Source organism: Bacillus sp. ISL-35 (assembly GCF_018613355.1).
Lineage (GTDB): Bacteria > Bacillota > Bacilli > Bacillales > Cytobacillaceae > Mesobacillus.
This window is the reverse complement of record NZ_JAGGQK010000001.1, coordinates 481,001-496,465: the sequence shown is the minus strand read 5'-3', so window position 1 is coordinate 496,465 and position 15,465 is coordinate 481,001. Positions and strand designations below refer to the sequence as shown.

Here is a 15,465-nt window from a genome sequence, read left to right as displayed (position 1 = left end):
TTATCTCTCCCTCGTAACTATTTGAAAGGGGCCGTCGCCGACTTTCAGCGTTTTTTCAATTGATAAGCTTTCGGGGTTTATAATATACACCTCGTTGCTATCATAACCAGCAACAATCAGCTTATCTTCAAAGACTTCAATCTCAAAAGGATTCGCACCTACCTTAATTGAACCCTCCTTTGTCCCGTCCCCTGACAACTTATACAGCGTATTGGAGCCATGGCTCAAAACAAAAATATTGTCTTCATTCTTTGTAAAATCCACTGGCATCACCGGAGCTGGTATTTCTTTTTTTAAAGTTCTTGTTTTTAGGTCATAAATGTGGATTCGCTCTTCGATTTGGGCCCCTTTGCCATGCCCGCCAATCCATAACTCATTATTTCCCGTGTGCATGATGGCCCCAGCTGCTGCAGGATGAACTTTAAATCCAGGGAGCCTTTCTTTATTCATCAGGTCAATAACGGTGACCATCTCCTGGTTGTAGCTGATCACATAAAGCTTGTCCTCCGCTTCGAGGAGGGTTAAAGGGTCTTTCTCCGCCTCGACCTCTTTCACTTCTTTCCCGTTAACATTAAAAAAGCGGATACTTTCCCTGTTTTGGTCGGCAAAGGCTATTTCTCCATCACCTACTAATAAAGAGTTAACGATTCCTTCGCCTGTTTCCCAGGAATCAATTTTTTCCCCTCTGCTTAATGAATAGAGGTCAACCGTCTCCAAGGTTTTTCCGTAAAGAAGGAGCGTGTCCCCATCAGGCAGAATCATTCCGCCTATATATGGGCGGTCAACCTTCCAATCAGGCAATTTTTCCTCTTTATCCATATCATAAAAAGAAATGGTCATTTCCTTTATGTTCACTGTAGATATAATAGAAGAATCTTTTGAGATTGGCTCATATGATTCGAAAGAACAGGCAGATAACAAAGCAGTGAAAACCACTGCTGCCAACAAATAAGTCCGCTTCATAATTAACTCCTTTTCTTCCACTAGTATCTCACATTATTATATCTCTAATTTGTGATAAATCTATGAAATCGAACGTATCGGATCCTATTTACGCCATGGTCATGATTACATAAAAATAGAGACAGCCATCGCCGTCTCTATTGCTGCATTATTCAGTTGGACCCTGCCAGGCCATCATTCCGCCCTGCATATTGATCACATTATATCCATGATAATCAAGGAATTGGGATGCTCTTGAACTGCGGCCGCCAGAACGGCAAACCATTACATAGGTTTTATTCTTGTCCAATTCGTTCATCCTGAACTCAAGAAGTCCAAGTGGAATGTGGATTGCACCAGGAATCTTTCCTTGTGCAACTTCGCTTACCTCGCGAACATCCACAACTTCAAATTCATTGCTGCCTAATTTATTCTGTACTTCTGTTGGTGTCATCTGACGCATTTTCTTTTCCTCCTTAAAAATTACCAGGCGCTCATGCCGCCCTTTACATTTGTAACATTTTTAAATCCAGCTTTTTTCAATAACTTGCTTGCCTGACTGCTGCGCATGCCACTCTGGCAAATGACGACTACATCTTTTTCCTGAGAAAGTTCTCCTGTGCGGTTTGCCAGCTGTTGAAGCGGAATATTCTTGAACCCTTTAATATGGTTTCCTTTATATTCGCCAGGAGTCCTGACATCGACAAATTGTGTTCCTGCCGGTTTTGTCTTCACCATTTCACGAAGCTGTGCAGTCGTGATTTGATTCACACCTTTGGTTGGAGCTAAACGGCTCCATAAGAATGCTACGGCTAAAACAACAATTAACACATTAATTACTACATCCATCCATATACACCTCGTTATCTTTTTAGTAGATCCCCATAGAAAAGGAATGGATTCACCATACCTATATACCAATAAGGGTATTTTAAGTGACAAAAATCGCCTTGTCAAGAACAGAAATTGATTTATTTCCTGCTCTTGACAAGCAGTTCTACTGCGTCATTAACTGCCTGCGATGTTTCCCGTCCCTCCTGCAAATCACTGATCAAGCATTGTTCAAGATTCTTGCTGACAACCAAGGCAATCGTACGATCGACTGCGGAACGGATTGCTGACAGCTGAGTCACGACCGACTTGCATTCTTCCTGTTCTTCCAATAAGCGTATGCTGCCCCTAACCTGCCCCTCGATTCTTTTCAGGCGATTGACTATTTCTTTATTGTACTCCACTTTAGCCACCTCCTATTGTGATGGTCCAGTAATGGTATAACCCTTGATATCATAACCATATTTCTTTAGCAATCTTGCTCCAAAATTCTTTTCTACTTCATTGGATGCAATGATGACAATTTGTTCATTCGGGATTTCCTTTATATATCTTTTTAAATATCCACATGGGATATTAATGGCTCCATTGACAGGATTTTTAGCTGAATCCTGATAATCTCTCAGGTCGACAAATATTGCTTCATGCTCATGGCCGTTTACCGCCCGAAGATTCCTCACAGGAACATAGCGGTTGAAAATCAAAGTGACCAAAAGGAGAATGATGATAAAACCAGTCAGCAACTACTCTTCACCTCTTATTAATTCTTGTTCATCACTGAACTTACAATCTAAATTTTATACCACGAGGGGTATAAAAGCAAGTGTTATGATGATATTTTTTGACATTTTTCTCAAAAAAAAAGGAAGCAACACTTCCTTCTTAGACAGGAACAGACCAGGTACGTTTCAGAACTGAAATCCAACAACAGGACCTCTTCCCCAATATTTCGTCCCCCTACTTAGAATCCTCCAGCTGAATGGCATCCGCCAATTCCAGATGCAATTGAATTAAAATGACTTTGCTTTCAGTTGACAAAGATGACTCCATTATCCTCTTTGTGGCAAGAAAGAATTTATCTTTTAGTGATTTTCTGGCCCTTGGATGGGAATTCTCATCTCTCAGATCCCTAAGAATGGCATCTCTAAGAATCTCTTCTGGCTCCTGAGCTGACTCCAGCCGGCGATTGTTCCAAATCATCCTGTATTCATCAAGTAATTTCTCATATGCCTCTGTCTCCACTTTTACAGCCTCCTGCAAAAAAATGACGGTTTCATGTCCTTACTTTGTATATTTACATAATTCACCCCGACAATGCAAAAAATAAAGATAAATGACTTAAAAGGAGACTATATCATGAGCAAACCGTATCGTTGTCCTAATTGCAAAACCAACCGGACCAGATTTAATATGATTTCCCAGATTCCTCAGCCTGTAAAATTAAACCCGCAATCCGGTGAGATTGTGGAACAATATTCGAATGACCAATTAGATCCCTTCCACCTTCCGTATAAAGGCCCAGAGCTGAAAATCCAATGTGCTGCCTGCGGTCTTGTCGAAGATGAGAAAACTTTTGCCAAATTCGGTGAAAGTTGAAACGGAAGGTACACGGTAAGCCTTGATTTATTCGCATTCAGGAACAACAATGAAAAGCTTGAGACAAGTTCTCAAGCTTTTCATTTAGGTATCGCTATTTTATTATCTTCAAGAAAACGGGTTGAATCAACCTTCCATTGTTCATTTCCCAAGAATCGGACAAGTACTATCTCTCCTGTAAAATTCCGTCCGCCTCTGCCTTTCATCTGCCAATTGATTTCCACAGGTACAGTCAAAGTCAATTGATCTCCCACATCCTCAGCTGGCAAGACTTCCATCCGGTTAATATTGATATTCTCAATTTGCGGCAGCAGCTTTTTCCATTTAATGTCCTGAAGAGAGATAAATGAAACAATATAAGGATCCTGCTGTTTGATTCCTGCGATATAAGCATTAACCAAATCATATGGATCTGTTTGTTCCAGATATTTCTCAAGCTTTCCTGCCGATTTTAATATCATAAGTTTATGGGATAAATCCATAAAATTCGTACGGTGAGTTGTACTTCCGTAAAAGTGGATGCAAAAGTGCCCCGGAAAGTTATTTTTCAAGGCTCCGCCCCCATGCGGCATTCCGTGCATCGAAGCGGCGATTTTTTCTTTTTCCGAAATAACGATAATCGCCCTGCGCTTCCAGCTCCATTTGCCATTGTAAATTTTCTTCATAATCGCAGTATCTTCCGATGTAAGAGGCTGCACATCCGCATGGTTGCTTCCGGCTCTCCTCTGGACCCGGAAACGGAGGCCTGTTTCCAGATCCATGACAGTGAACTTGCTGTATCTCGGCAGGATTTCATTAACTTCTTCCCACTGCGGCATTTTAACCTTGTCTGATTGTTTCTTAGCTTCCGCGCTTATGTCCGAAAAGGTTAGAAGCACCATCGCCATTATAAAAATTTTAAATGCATTCATAAGATCATCTCTTCTTAACCCGGCTTATTTTATTTAGTTCTATCCTGAGTATCATTCAGTTTTTTTTGCTACATGAAAGTTTTTGCTTTTACACTCTGTACTATTCAGGAAAAAAAATGAAAATAAAAAGCCCAGGATAGCTGGGCATGTTCAATCATTATTATGGTTCTCTAGATAATCTTAATGAATTATCGATTGCGATCAAAAGTCTTTGATATAGATGTCTAACTTTTACCCGGGCTTAGATCCTTGATAACAGTCTTACTTTTCCAGTTTCCTTAACTGCTGTTCTATATTGTTCCAATCTGTAACCTGGCCGATGAAAACAAGGTTCAGCGGCATCTTCATGTATTCTTTCATATAAAATGGCATGCCATATGAATACTGGAATAAGTCGGGATACGTAGAATGGTCAAACCATACATATCCTTTAATCCGATAAATGGAATCTGGAAGTGCCCTTAAGAAATCTTCAAATGCCATTTGGCTTATCGCAGTCTCGAACCGGTAAACAAATGTACTCAGTCTTAAATCCGCCAACACATGTGAATCTGCGCTTTCCGCTTTTTTTGAATAGGATAATCCTTCCAAAAGCTTCATTGGCATCTTGGAATAGGAACTCAAAATACATTTCGCTTTAGAGTTAAGACCTTGTAAGTCCATGCTGATTTTGGCCTGTTCAGACTCACTGAGCAGATCTGATTTATTGATAATGACCAGGTCAGCATGCTTGACTTGTTCAAGTAAAAGCTGATGGACCTGCGGATCGAGACTAGTTCTATTAAGCCATTGCGGTCCATCCACAGTCGTGATGATTCCTTTGATCATCAGTTTGTCTGCAAACAGCGGCGACAGCACTGCATCCAAAACTTCTACTGGATGTGCAGCACCTGTTGTTTCGATATAAATCGCATCGAGGTCATGATCGAAGAGCAATCCTTGAAGCTGGGATTCAAGTTTATCCTGGATTGTACAGCAAATGCACCCTCCTAATAACTCTTTCAACGGGACATCAGAATCGACGGCATCTGAATCAATCGATACACTTCCAAGCTCATTCATCATCACAGCTATGTTTCTTTCAGCCTCTTTTTCATGCTGTAAAAGACGCTTCAATAAAGTCGTTTTTCCTGTTCCCAGAAATCCTGACAAAATATAAACTTCTGCTTTTTTCATTTTCACATTCGCCTATCTTTCCTAAGTAATATAGAAAATCTCCAGCAAAAGCTGGAGATTTTCAAGTTACCACATTATTAGGTAATTCCTGTGCACCAACCGCTATTTCGCCATCTTCTGCTTTAACACTTGAAGCGCCTTTTGTACTTGCGGATCATCTTTCTTAAGCTGTTCACGCAATCCATTCATCAGCTCGATGGTTGTGCTTCCTTTCAGGATACCTGTTTGTTCGATCTTTTTGGATTTCTGGAATTCGCTGACTGCTTCCTTCGTTTTTTCATCAAAAAATCCGTCTTCCCTTCCAGGGTCAAATCCAAGCGCCTTCAACATCTTTTGAGCTGATTTCACCTGCTCAGAGGCTGTTGAAACTGTCAGTTCAGTTTCCGGATCGATAAACGGCAGTGAAGCGTATTCCGGCATAGCCACTTCATAGTCCGGTTTGATGCCTTTTTTATGGATCCAATTCCCTTTAGGTGTCAACCATTTATCTGTTGTGAACTTCATATTCGAACCGTCAGAAAAATCCTCCGCCCGCTGTACAGTCCCTTTGCCGAATGACTTTTCACCCACCAATGGAACACCGGCAGATTCACTGACAGCTCCCGCCAGGATTTCCGATGCACTGGCGCTTCCTTTATCGATGACTACTACAAGAGGAAGCTTGTTGCCATTTTTATTTTCAGATGGATACTTTTTCACATTGCCATTGCGGTCTTCAACCTGGAATAGGATCTCTCCTTCAGGAACAAAAAGACTTGATATTTTGATTGCCTGGTCAAGAAGTCCGCCTGGATTTTGGCGAAGGTCCAGGACAAGTCCTTTCATCCCCTGCTTTTGCAGGTCATTTAAAACATTTACTAATTCATTAGCAGTGTTTTGTGAGAAATTCGTAATCTGGACTTTGGCAATTCCATCTTCAAGCATCTCACCATAAACTGTTTCAATCGGGATCGTATCACGTGTGATGGTAACGTCAACCGGCTTTTCGGCCCCCTGGCGAAGAATGGACAACTTTACATCAGTCCCTTTTTCACCCCTAATGAGAGCTACGGCTTCAGTCGTACTCATACCTTGGAGACTTTTGCCGTCAACCGACATGATTTTATCCTCAGGCTGGAGCCCTGCTTTTTCAGCTGGAGAACCTTTTAGCGGAGTGACGATGGAAATGTAACCATCTCTCTCCTGGATTTCCGCTCCAATCCCTTCAAATGATGACGACAGACTCTGGTGGAAATTCTTCGCATCTTCCTGGCTCATATAATCTGAATACGGATCATCCAGTGAAGAAAGCATTCCATCTATCGCCCCATTGATAAGTTTTTCCTGGTCAATATCCTGGTAATATTCATTTTTCAAAGTGTCATATGCGTCGTATAGCTTTGCAAATTCTTCTCTTTCCCTTATAACCTGCACTGCTGGCTTGTCCTCACCGAAAGCAAGCGCAAAGGTAGTGATTCCTGCTGTTAAAAAGACAAGAAAAAACAACAGCATTGCAAAGTGGAACTTTTTGATCCGAAGAAAACTATTCTTGTTCTCTGTTTCTTCCGCCTTATTTTGGCCTTCAAGCTCTTCCTTGTTTTCTTCATTTATATTTTGCTGATCCAACCCTTTTCACCACTTTCCAATCAAGCTTAAAATCCTTAATGATTAGAATAACATTTTTACTCTGAAATTAACAGAAAAATAGGCAATGCACCTGAATTGTGCTGTATGCCTCCATGCAGCGGCCCTCCTATGAAACAAAAAGAGGCTGACATAGGTCAAAACCATGACCTCTTGTCAGCCTCTTTGAATCTTATTCTACATCGTAGCCTTGATCTTCAACAGCAGCCTTCATTTTGCTTACTTCCGCTTTAGAAGCATCGTATTCTACTTCAGCTTTTCCCTCTGATAATGAAACGACTACACTGGCCACACCGTCTACGCCCATCAAAGCGTTTTTAACTGCCTTTTCGCAGTGTCCGCATGTCATTCCTGATACATTTAAAGTTGTTTTTTCCATTTTAACTCTTCCTCTCTCATAAAAAATTTATAACTTAATCCGCTTCAAACGAAGGGAATTAGTCACTACAGAAACTGAACTGAATGCCATTGCCGCTCCTGCTACCCATGGCGCGAGGAGTCCCATGGCAGCGATTGGGATACCCGCTGAGTTGTATGCCAGTGCCCAGAACAAGTTTTGGCGAATGTTTTGCATTGTCTTTTTACTTAATGAGATTGCTTTAGGAATCAATGTTAATTCCCCACCAAGAATGGTGACATCAGCAGCTTCAATTGCCACATCTGTCCCTGTACCAATCGCAATCCCGATATCGGCAAGGGCAAGTGCCGGCGCATCATTTATGCCGTCGCCGACCATTGCGACTTTCTTGCCTTTAAGCTGAAGTTCTTTTACATGGTTTGCCTTTTCTTCCGGCAGTACTTCAGCAATGACATTTTCGACGCCAACCTGGGAGGCAATCGCATGGGCAGTACGCTTATTGTCACCGGTGAGCATATATACTTCGATGCCCATTGATTTAAGCTCTTCAATTGCCGTTTTGGCTGTTTCTTTCACAGTATCTGCCACGGCGACTATACCATTCACTTTATTATCGATGGCAATCAGCATGGCTGTTTTTCCTTCAGTCTCCAGCTTCTCCAGCTGTTCTTCGTATCTGTCAAATACGACTCCCGTCTGCTTCATCAGCTTTCTGGTTCCCACCAAAACTTTTTCACCCTTGATGACTGCTTCTATTCCGTGGCCTGGTATCGCTGAAAACTCATCCACCGGAAGGATCTCAATGTTATTTGCGCTGCCATATTCAACAACCGCCTCAGCAAGAGGGTGTTCTGAGGATTTCTCGGCTGATACCAGATACTTAAGGATTTTTTCTTCTTCACCGAATATTTCTAAATCAGTTACACTTGGTTTACCTTTAGTAATTGTACCCGTTTTATCAAGAACAATAGCATTAATTTTATGGGTAGCTTCTAAATGCTCCCCGCCCTTGAATAGGATTCCGTTTTCTGCACCTTTTCCTGTTCCCACCATAATGGAGGTTGGAGTTGCCAGCCCAAGTGCGCATGGGCAGGCGATGACGAGTACAGCAATCGCTGTTTCCAGAGATGATGCAAAATCACCAGGTGTAATCAAGAAATACCAGACAAGGAATGTGACGATCGCAATCGCAACAACGATCGGAACAAAGATACCGGAAATCTGGTCGGCCACACGCTGGATTGGCGCCTTGCTTCCCTGTGCATCTTCTACGACTTTGATTATTCCTGCAAGGGCGGTATCTTTACCGACCTTGGTTGCAGTCATTGTCAGAGTGCCGTTTTTATTGATTGTCGCACCGATCAATGGGTCGCCTGCAGACTTTTCAACCGGAATGGATTCCCCTGTTATCATGGCCTCATCGACAGCGGACTGTCCATTTAACACCTTGCCATCTACCGGAATCTTCTCGCCAGGCTTCACTAGTATGGTATCGTTGACTTTGACATCCTCGATTGGGATTTTCATTTCCTCGCCATCCCTGATGACGGTCGCTTCCTTTGCTTGCAGACTTAGAAGCTTCGAAATCGCTTCTGTTGTACGTCCTTTCGCAAGTGCCTCGAACAGTTTTCCAACAAGAATCAGGGTGATCAGTACCGCGCTCGTTTCAAAATACAAATGCGGCATATAGCCCGGGTTTCCGATTGTTTTAATTGCTTCTGCAAGACTGTAAAAATAAGCAGCAGAAGTACCAAGGGCAACAAGGACATCCATATTCGCACTTTTGTTTTTTAACGACTTATAGGCACCCACATAAAATTGGCCGCCAATCCAGAATTGGACTGGGGTCGCCAACAAGAGCTGGAACCATGGATTCATCAGCAGATGCGGCATCGGCAGGCCAGTATCCCAAGGTGCATGGCCAATCATGGTGTACAAAAGCGGAAGCGACAAAAGAATGGATATTAATAACTTTCTTTTCTTTGCGTTAATTTCCTCTTCTTTTTGCTGTGCCTTTGCTTCACGCTGAATTTTTTCCTTGGCATCATAGCCAAGATCCTGTATTTTAGCGATGATTTGATCAACGGACAGGACGGCACTGTTGAACTCAACTGAGGCGGATTCAGTCGCCAGGTTAACGGTGGCTGACTTCATACCATCCATTTTGTTCAGTACCTTTTCAATCCTGGTCGAACAGGCCGCACAGGTCATGCCGAACACATCCAAATCCATCTTATCGTTTCTGACGCCGTACCCCAGGTCATTTATTTTGTTGAAAATATCATCAGGATTGATTTTCTCTTTATCGTATTGTACTGAGGCATTTTCCATCGCCAGGTTAACAGTTGCTTCGACTCCATCCATTTTATTCAGGACTTTTTCGATCCTTGTGGAGCAGGAAGCACACGTCATGCCTGTAATATCGACAGTCATTTGTTCTTTCATCAATTACACCCCGTTTCGAACGATGATTTTTTAATCTTATCTTCACCACTTACTATACCCCTGTATAGTATATTAATCAACCAAAATGTTTGTGCTTTTTTAATTTTACCCTGTTTGACAAAGTATACAGTTAAAAATATCACTATTCTTGCGGATATGGGAATAAGAGTTATTACATTTTTAAAACAAAAAGCCCGGCTTGCAGCCAGGCTCCCAATTAGATTTTCTTCACATTTTCAAAATACTCTTCAAGTGTCCATTCATTTTCATAAATTTCGGTTGCCGCTTTTATGCCCACATACCGAAAATGCCACGGTTCATACATATAGCCTGTCAGCTCTTCCTTTCCTTTTGGATACCTCAGGATAAAGCCGTATTTATGAGCATTGTGGGCAAGCCAGACTCCTTCTTTTGTTGAACCGAATTGTTCATTCAGATTAAAATTATTGTTCTTGCTTGATATATCCATCGTCAAGCCTGTTTGGTGCTCACTGCTTCCAGGTCTGGCAACTGCCTCAAGGGCCTTTTCTTCGCCTACCTTATTGACCTCAGCTTTGAACAGGGTTTCCTGTCGGCCATATGACCTGTAACCGGAAACGGCAGCAAGTTCGATTCCATCATTCCTTGCTCCTGCAAACATCTTTTCCATAGCTTCTGCAGCCTCTTTCCTCATAAGGCTCTTTTCAAGCTTTGCATCTCCAAAAGAAAATTGGACTTTCGGCCGAACGAGGTCGCCGGGAATATAATTGCCTGGCAATCCAAAAATCTTATTGACAAGCGCCAAAGTGTTCTGCGGGTTCTGGATGACATTCTTGCCGTCCGCCTGCTGGACCACATTGAAATAAGCCGCTTCAAGTGTCAATGCTTCATTTTCAGGCTTGTCCCCTTGAGGATCCTCGTTTTCCATGTTGTTCTGCTCAGGTTCTGTTACTTCTGCTGGCTTGTCATCCTGTTTATCTTGTCCAACTAGTTTTTCTCCCAAGTAAGGAATTTTCTCTAGATAAGGCTCAACAGGTGCACACCCTGTCAATAATATTGGCAAGGCGATTACTGGTAATATTTTTTTCATTATGTCCACCAATCTTCAACATTTTAAGGCAATAACACCATTCTAACATTTTTCAACAAACTTTCGAATGGCCTTTTTTCCCATTATCCCTGTTATTCATTATACCTGGTTTTGGGAAATGCAAACTGAATCAGTATAACCATTAGAGACAGTATGCTTGGATGGTAAAAATGTCCGTCAAAATCGGGTTCTTAGACATTTTGATTACACTTTCCCTCCGAAATGTCCTTTAAACACGATTTCTACGACTTTTTGATTACACTCTATCCTCAAAATGTCCATTAAATACGGTTTCTTAGACATTTTTGCTTCTCTCTGCCTCCAAAATGTCCTTTAAACACCATTTCTTAGACAGTTTGGCTTCTCTCTGCCTTCAAAATGTCTTTTAAACACCATTTCTTAGACATTTTGGTTACACTCTCCTCTCAAAATGTCCATTAAACACAGTTTCTTAGACATTTTGACTTCCCTCTGCCTTCAAAATGTCATTTAAACTATTAGGTATTTCGAATTTCCTGAATTCTGGACACGAAATATAACTAAATAAAACCCTCTCCTCAAAGGAAAGGGTTTTCAAATCATTATTCTTTTATGGCTGCTTCGAGTGCTACTTCAATCATGTCGTTGAAGGTTGTTTGGCGTTCTTCTGATGTCGTTTCTTCACCGGTGAGGATATGGTCGCTGACTGTCAGGATAGAAAGTGCTTTGCGATCGTATTTGGCAGCCAGTGTATAGAGTGCTGTTGTTTCCATTTCGACCGCTAAAATTTGATACTGGGCCCATTTTTCCAATTCTGCATTATCATTGTAGAACTGGTCAGCAGTGAACACATTACCTACTTTAAGGTTTAAGCCTTTTTCAAGACCTGTATTGTAGGCTTTGTACAATAAATTGAAATTTGCTGTTGGAGCAAAGTCCACTCCGCCGAAAGTAAGGCGGTTCATTTGAGAGTCGGTTGATGAGCTCATTGCCAGGATTACGTCACGGACTTTGACATCCTTTTGGATGGCTCCGCAAGTGCCCACGCGAATCAGGTTTTGGACATTATAGCTATTCATCAACTCATTGATATAAATTGAAATGGACGGCACGCCCATGCCAGTACCCTGGACGGAAACCCTCTTGCCTTTGTATGTGCCTGTGTACCCAAACATATTTCTGACTTCATTATATAACTTTGCATCTTCAAGGAATGTTTCAGCAATGTATTTTGCCCTCAAAGGATCCCCCGGAAGCAATACCGTTTCTGCGATGTCATTTTCTTTAGCACCAATATGTACACTCATTCAAATAATCCTCCATCCTATAGGTTGCTACCTCAAAACTATACCACAATATAGTTAAGCAGGAAAATCTTCAGTTTCATGACAAAATTGTTAAAAGGGCAAGCTAGAAATAGCTTTACCGAAGCTGAAATAAAACATTCTCTAAGACAGAGTAACTGAAAAAAGACATGAAGGAGATTGAGCTAATGGGTAAAAAACATCGCAATCGCATCAATTCACCTAAGAAAAATAACCATATCCCTCCTGAAGCAATCGTTGCCGAGCAAGAAGCACACGGCAAAGAATTTTCAGCTAACGGAAGAAAGAAACAAGGATAAAAAAAGACGATGAAGCTTTCGCTTCATCGTCTCATCAAATTTTCAGCAGTATCGTGCAAGTGTATCCTGAAGCTTTTGCTGTAAGGAGGGCAAATCAGATACATGGATATTCATCCTCACATAGGTTTCATCCATGCCCATTGCTTCTGATAAGAAACCACCGATACCTCTTGCTCTTCGGTCAACTTGCATCAATACTTCTGCTTCGTTTTCGCTGTTTGGATAGAGAACCAACTCCAGTTCATCCAAACGTCCTCTAAATGGGCCTGATGCAGCCACGAATTCAAACTCCTGGACGAATGGCAGATTCCGCCGAAGATGCCTGGGTGCCTGCTCACACTCAGCCTCCCTTAAACGGAAGCCTAGATTGCTTACGGCATTAAAGATTCCTTGCATCAATGGGTTAGGCACTACCGTCAAATAATCTTTATCTCCGGGGTCGACTGCATTTTTGATATCAAGTCCTGTCGTTACCCAAACCTTCGTTCTTCCCATAGTTAACGGAATTTCCAATGGCAGCCTGAAGGTGAAAGGGATTTCCTTTGTTTCATTTTCTTTGATCAGAAAGGACTGCGTCAGCCTGAAGCGGTCAATTTGAGCTGTCGCTGTATACTTTCGGTCATCGCTTTCTTTTATATAAGTTGTATGTAAACTCAAATAGATGTCATCAATATTCTGCTCAACGCTCCCTCCGCGAATTTGAACAATTCCGCGTATCTCTTCTCCAGGCATCACCCGGTCCTTTTCAAGCTTCGTATCGACTTTAGCCGCTCCGATTCCAACACTGGCAAACACCTTATTAAAAAATGACATCCACATTGCCTCCCAAAAATCACAATTTTCTTTTACGCTTATGTATACGATTATGAGTTAACAGGGTTTCATAAAACGCGATATTTTTTTGTCTCCTTAATTAGTGAACATACTTTAAAATAAAAAAGGCTGATTCATCCGAATCGGCCCCTCCCATCGGTGTATCTACTTAATCTATTTCTTCTTCCTCATCGATGATGCATTTTTCAATCAGATATTCAAACGTGATATCCGCCATCTCTTCAAGTTCTTCCTCCGTGGGAACGTATCCCCTTTTAACAAGTTCATGAAAGAAAAATTCAGCAATCTCCTCTGTATCGATTATAACCTCAATCTCTTTCACAGATTCGCCCCCCTTTATTCCAAATGTATGATATATGCGCTTGTTTCATGCCAAGCATATTGATTTTTCAGAAAAATCGTTCTATCTCTTTTGGACAAGCATAGAATGGAATAAATCAATGGCGGGGTGAATTTCCATGAAGACAATAGGTACGCTTGCAGAGATGTTCGTTGCTGAGGTCAATAAAGAAAACAGTGTGATTGTAGAGTTTTTTGGCAGCATTGTGAATTCCTTATTTAAGGTTTTTCAAGTGGCCGGGATTCCTTTTCTTGTTTATGTGCTGCTTGAGTTTTCAGGCTGGTTTTAAACATGGCTTTTTCCATCATTGTTAACCAGCAATGACAGCTTGCGGATGATCACTCTCATTACATGAGCGTATTCATCATCATTGAACCATTTATATAAAATTCGGTAGTCATTGTATATATCAAGCAAATGATCGATGGTCATCCTTTTCTGGTTGATCTTCCGCAACTCTTCCTTTTCGCCTGCACGGGGCTGATGGGATTTTTTATCGAGGTTCACCGAGGGTCTTACTTCTTTATTGGCTGAAAACAGAAGGCCGAGCTTCTGAATAAAAGTATCTGCGCTTTCTGAATCCGCCACAAGTGTCAGTTCCTCTTCCCCGGCTTCAAGCCACTCTCCATCTTTAATCCTCGAGAGTTCATAGATGACATCCTCCCAGGCATCTTCTTTATAACGCCAGATTTCAGTCCTGAAACCAACAACTTTAAAGAGATCCGAACCATATCCTTTAACCTGGACTAAATCGCCGAAGAAATATTTATACTCGATATCGATTTGTTCCTTTTCCATCAGCTTTCCATCATATTCAGAGAGCATCTGCAAACTTGTTTCCAAATACAAGCCCTCGCTCTTATTGATTTCATATACATGAAGGCCGTCAAGCCACTTTACATCTGTCACTTTCCCCACGGTACCATAAATAGTGATCACGACTGTATCACCGATGTTAAACTTAGGTTTCTTCCGTTTTTCCATTTCCTCCATCTCCTCAACGATGAGTCGTGAATTGTGATTACCACAGTATATGCACCATTCTGAAAATCGCCACGCCCAGATGGAGGATGGATTATTTTATTAAAACAAAAGGCCCCTGCGTGTGTGCGCAGCAGCCTTTTCAGCTTTCAGCTATCAAATATTCCTCCCATGCTTCATCAAAGACAGTCATGCTTTCAGGATACTGTCCGTTCATTTCCAGATAGGAGCTTATTTCGTCGTAGTCTTCCGAGTTTTTAGGGAAGGAAAGATCATCGTATGCAGAGTTCGCGAACCTGCTGATCGCATCCTTCGGTTTCGTGGAGCGGTATTTCATCAGAAAGTGGTAAAAGCTTTTATACATATATGAACGCCTGCCTAAAGTTAGAATTTGTCTGTCCATACTATAACGAAAAGTTCACTGTCCGTCCACATATAAGAAAGTATTGAGCACCTTTCTAACAGGAAAGGTGCCCGCCATTATTGCCATCTGGCTGATTTCGCCATTTCCAGCAATGCCCATATAATATTCACCATTAAAATGGCCACAGTGATGGGAACAGCATGAAGCCAGTTCATCCCGAATTTCTCTTTGATCATCCTCACATAGTATCCGCACAGGAACAACACCAACATTGCTGCCATCAGCATGATTGATAAAGCGATATACATTAGATCTCCCCACTTCCAATATGAATACTCCCCACTCTATTATAAAGAGTAGGGAGTAACTGGATAAAAAGGAAGTGTGAATTT

General features: G+C 41.7%; 21 protein-coding genes. 3 read left to right on the top strand and 18 right to left on the bottom strand.

The window, feature by feature from the left end; genetic code table 11:
* The 6 genes from J7E38_RS02590 to J7E38_RS02565 form a co-directional block, all read right to left on the bottom strand.
* Positions 1–963 carry a YncE family protein gene (locus tag J7E38_RS02590; protein ID WP_214708070.1) on the bottom strand — a complete coding sequence of 321 codons (963 nt, stop codon included), beginning with the start codon at positions 961–963 and terminating at the stop codon, positions 1–3.
* Between the two features lie 148 nt (positions 964–1,111).
* Positions 1,112–1,405, bottom strand: a complete 294-nt coding sequence (locus tag J7E38_RS02585; RefSeq protein ID WP_214708072.1) for a rhodanese-like domain-containing protein — start codon at positions 1,403–1,405, stop codon at positions 1,112–1,114.
* Positions 1,406–1,425: 20 nt separating this feature from the next.
* On the bottom strand, positions 1,426–1,791 hold the full coding sequence (locus J7E38_RS02580; RefSeq protein WP_214708074.1) for a rhodanese-like domain-containing protein: 366 nt from the start codon (positions 1,789–1,791) through the stop codon (positions 1,426–1,428).
* 122 nt (positions 1,792–1,913) lie between these two features.
* Positions 1,914–2,177 carry a metal-sensitive transcriptional regulator gene (locus J7E38_RS02575; protein WP_167833712.1) on the bottom strand — a complete coding sequence of 88 codons (264 nt, stop codon included), beginning with the start codon at positions 2,175–2,177 and terminating at the stop codon, positions 1,914–1,916.
* A 12-nt stretch (positions 2,178–2,189) separates the two neighbouring features.
* On the bottom strand, positions 2,190–2,516 hold the full coding sequence (locus J7E38_RS02570; RefSeq protein WP_214708076.1) for a rhodanese-like domain-containing protein: 327 nt from the start codon (positions 2,514–2,516) through the stop codon (positions 2,190–2,192).
* Positions 2,517–2,730: 214 nt separating this feature from the next.
* Positions 2,731–3,015, bottom strand: a complete 285-nt coding sequence (locus J7E38_RS02565) for a hypothetical protein (RefSeq protein ID WP_214708078.1) — start codon at positions 3,013–3,015, stop codon at positions 2,731–2,733.
* Between the two features lie 114 nt (positions 3,016–3,129).
* On the opposite strand from J7E38_RS02565, the gene J7E38_RS02560 reads away from it, so the two are divergent.
* Positions 3,130–3,369, top strand: coding sequence for a hypothetical protein (locus J7E38_RS02560; RefSeq protein WP_214708079.1), 240 nt, complete (start codon positions 3,130–3,132; stop codon positions 3,367–3,369).
* 80 nt (positions 3,370–3,449) lie between these two features.
* Here the strand turns inward: J7E38_RS02560 and J7E38_RS02555 are convergent, their stop codons facing one another.
* The 7 genes from J7E38_RS02555 to deoD all read right to left on the bottom strand — a co-directional run bounded on the left by J7E38_RS02555 (position 3,450) and on the right by deoD (position 12,237).
* Entirely contained in the window at positions 3,450–4,280 is an 831-nt protein-coding gene (locus tag J7E38_RS02555) for a hypothetical protein (protein WP_214708081.1), read from the bottom strand.
* Positions 4,281–4,541: 261 nt separating this feature from the next.
* The gene (locus tag J7E38_RS02550; RefSeq protein WP_214708083.1) at positions 4,542–5,456 is read right to left on the bottom strand and encodes a CobW family GTP-binding protein; all 915 of its coding nucleotides are present in this window, start codon (positions 5,454–5,456) and stop codon (positions 4,542–4,544) included.
* Between the two features lie 102 nt (positions 5,457–5,558).
* Positions 5,559–7,061, bottom strand: a complete 1,503-nt coding sequence (locus J7E38_RS02545; protein WP_214708085.1) for a lmo1851 family serine protease — start codon at positions 7,059–7,061, stop codon at positions 5,559–5,561.
* A 190-nt stretch (positions 7,062–7,251) separates the two neighbouring features.
* Complete coding sequence (gene copZ / locus J7E38_RS02540) at positions 7,252–7,458, bottom strand: copper chaperone CopZ (RefSeq protein ID WP_144479845.1); 207 nt, start codon at positions 7,456–7,458, stop codon at positions 7,252–7,254.
* A 27-nt stretch (positions 7,459–7,485) separates the two neighbouring features.
* Positions 7,486–9,882 carry a heavy metal translocating P-type ATPase gene (locus tag J7E38_RS02535; RefSeq protein ID WP_214708087.1) on the bottom strand — a complete coding sequence of 799 codons (2,397 nt, stop codon included), beginning with the start codon at positions 9,880–9,882 and terminating at the stop codon, positions 7,486–7,488.
* Between the two features lie 217 nt (positions 9,883–10,099).
* On the bottom strand, positions 10,100–10,951 hold the full coding sequence (locus J7E38_RS02530; protein ID WP_215038090.1) for a M15 family metallopeptidase: 852 nt from the start codon (positions 10,949–10,951) through the stop codon (positions 10,100–10,102).
* A gap of 581 nt (positions 10,952–11,532) precedes the next feature.
* Positions 11,533–12,237, bottom strand: a complete 705-nt coding sequence (deoD, locus tag J7E38_RS02525; protein WP_214708089.1) for a purine-nucleoside phosphorylase — start codon at positions 12,235–12,237, stop codon at positions 11,533–11,535.
* A gap of 185 nt (positions 12,238–12,422) precedes the next feature.
* Here deoD and J7E38_RS24035 point away from each other — a divergent pair, with 185 nt between their 5' ends.
* Positions 12,423–12,554, top strand: coding sequence for a hypothetical protein (locus tag J7E38_RS24035; RefSeq protein WP_285291702.1), 132 nt, complete (start codon positions 12,423–12,425; stop codon positions 12,552–12,554).
* A 42-nt stretch (positions 12,555–12,596) separates the two neighbouring features.
* Here J7E38_RS24035 and J7E38_RS02520 read toward each other — a convergent pair whose 3' ends face one another.
* Together J7E38_RS02520 and J7E38_RS02515 are read right to left on the bottom strand one after the other, a co-directional pair.
* A complete protein-coding gene (locus J7E38_RS02520) occupies positions 12,597–13,367 on the bottom strand; it encodes a sporulation protein (protein ID WP_214708091.1) in 771 nt (256 codons plus the stop codon).
* A gap of 169 nt (positions 13,368–13,536) precedes the next feature.
* The gene (locus J7E38_RS02515; protein ID WP_214708092.1) at positions 13,537–13,710 is read right to left on the bottom strand and encodes a YozD family protein; all 174 of its coding nucleotides are present in this window, start codon (positions 13,708–13,710) and stop codon (positions 13,537–13,539) included.
* A gap of 136 nt (positions 13,711–13,846) precedes the next feature.
* On the opposite strand from J7E38_RS02515, the gene J7E38_RS02510 reads away from it, so the two are divergent.
* On the top strand, positions 13,847–14,017 hold the full coding sequence (locus tag J7E38_RS02510) for a hypothetical protein (protein WP_214708094.1): 171 nt from the start codon (positions 13,847–13,849) through the stop codon (positions 14,015–14,017).
* Here J7E38_RS02510 and J7E38_RS02505 read toward each other — a convergent pair.
* The 3 genes from J7E38_RS02505 to J7E38_RS02495 form a co-directional block, all read right to left on the bottom strand.
* Entirely contained in the window at positions 14,014–14,712 is a 699-nt protein-coding gene (locus J7E38_RS02505; protein WP_214708096.1) for a hypothetical protein, read from the bottom strand. The two genes, J7E38_RS02510 and J7E38_RS02505, sit on opposite strands and share 4 nt — an antisense overlap.
* Before the next feature lie 139 nt (positions 14,713–14,851).
* Complete coding sequence (locus J7E38_RS02500) at positions 14,852–15,073, bottom strand: YozE family protein (RefSeq protein WP_214708098.1); 222 nt, start codon at positions 15,071–15,073, stop codon at positions 14,852–14,854.
* 116 nt (positions 15,074–15,189) lie between these two features.
* Entirely contained in the window at positions 15,190–15,381 is a 192-nt protein-coding gene (locus J7E38_RS02495) for a hypothetical protein (RefSeq protein WP_144479858.1), read from the bottom strand.
* Positions 15,382–15,465 lie beyond the last annotated feature (84 nt).

Bases quoted from the DNA above. Each gene is read 5' to 3' on its own strand.
- J7E38_RS02510 (WP_214708094.1), top strand. From the start codon at position 13,847: ATGAAGACAATAGGTACGCTTGCAGAGATGTTCGTTGCTGAGGTCAAT.
- J7E38_RS02590 (WP_214708070.1), bottom strand. From the start codon at position 963: ATGAAGCGGACTTATTTGTTGGCAGCAGTGGTTTTCACTGCTTTGTTA.
- deoD (WP_214708089.1), bottom strand. From the start codon at position 12,237: ATGAGTGTACATATTGGTGCTAAAGAAAATGACATCGCAGAAACGGTA.
- J7E38_RS24035 (WP_285291702.1), top strand. From the start codon at position 12,423: ATGGGTAAAAAACATCGCAATCGCATCAATTCACCTAAGAAAAATAAC.
- J7E38_RS02550 (WP_214708083.1), bottom strand. From the start codon at position 5,456: ATGAAAAAAGCAGAAGTTTATATTTTGTCAGGATTTCTGGGAACAGGA.
- J7E38_RS02500 (WP_214708098.1), bottom strand. From the start codon at position 15,073: ATGTATAAAAGCTTTTACCACTTTCTGATGAAATACCGCTCCACGAAA.
- J7E38_RS02535 (WP_214708087.1), bottom strand. From the start codon at position 9,882: ATGAAAGAACAAATGACTGTCGATATTACAGGCATGACGTGTGCTTCC.
- J7E38_RS02560 (WP_214708079.1), top strand. From the start codon at position 3,130: ATGAGCAAACCGTATCGTTGTCCTAATTGCAAAACCAACCGGACCAGA.
- J7E38_RS02555 (WP_214708081.1), bottom strand. From the start codon at position 4,280: ATGAATGCATTTAAAATTTTTATAATGGCGATGGTGCTTCTAACCTTT.
- J7E38_RS02495 (WP_144479858.1), bottom strand. From the start codon at position 15,381: ATGTATATCGCTTTATCAATCATGCTGATGGCAGCAATGTTGGTGTTG.
- J7E38_RS02530 (WP_215038090.1), bottom strand. From the start codon at position 10,951: ATGAAAAAAATATTACCAGTAATCGCCTTGCCAATATTATTGACAGGG.
- J7E38_RS02505 (WP_214708096.1), bottom strand. From the start codon at position 14,712: ATGGAAAAACGGAAGAAACCTAAGTTTAACATCGGTGATACAGTCGTG.
- J7E38_RS02580 (WP_214708074.1), bottom strand. From the start codon at position 1,791: ATGGATGTAGTAATTAATGTGTTAATTGTTGTTTTAGCCGTAGCATTC.
- J7E38_RS02585 (WP_214708072.1), bottom strand. From the start codon at position 1,405: ATGCGTCAGATGACACCAACAGAAGTACAGAATAAATTAGGCAGCAAT.
- copZ (WP_144479845.1), bottom strand. From the start codon at position 7,458: ATGGAAAAAACAACTTTAAATGTATCAGGAATGACATGCGGACACTGC.
- J7E38_RS02520 (WP_214708091.1), bottom strand. From the start codon at position 13,367: ATGTCATTTTTTAATAAGGTGTTTGCCAGTGTTGGAATCGGAGCGGCT.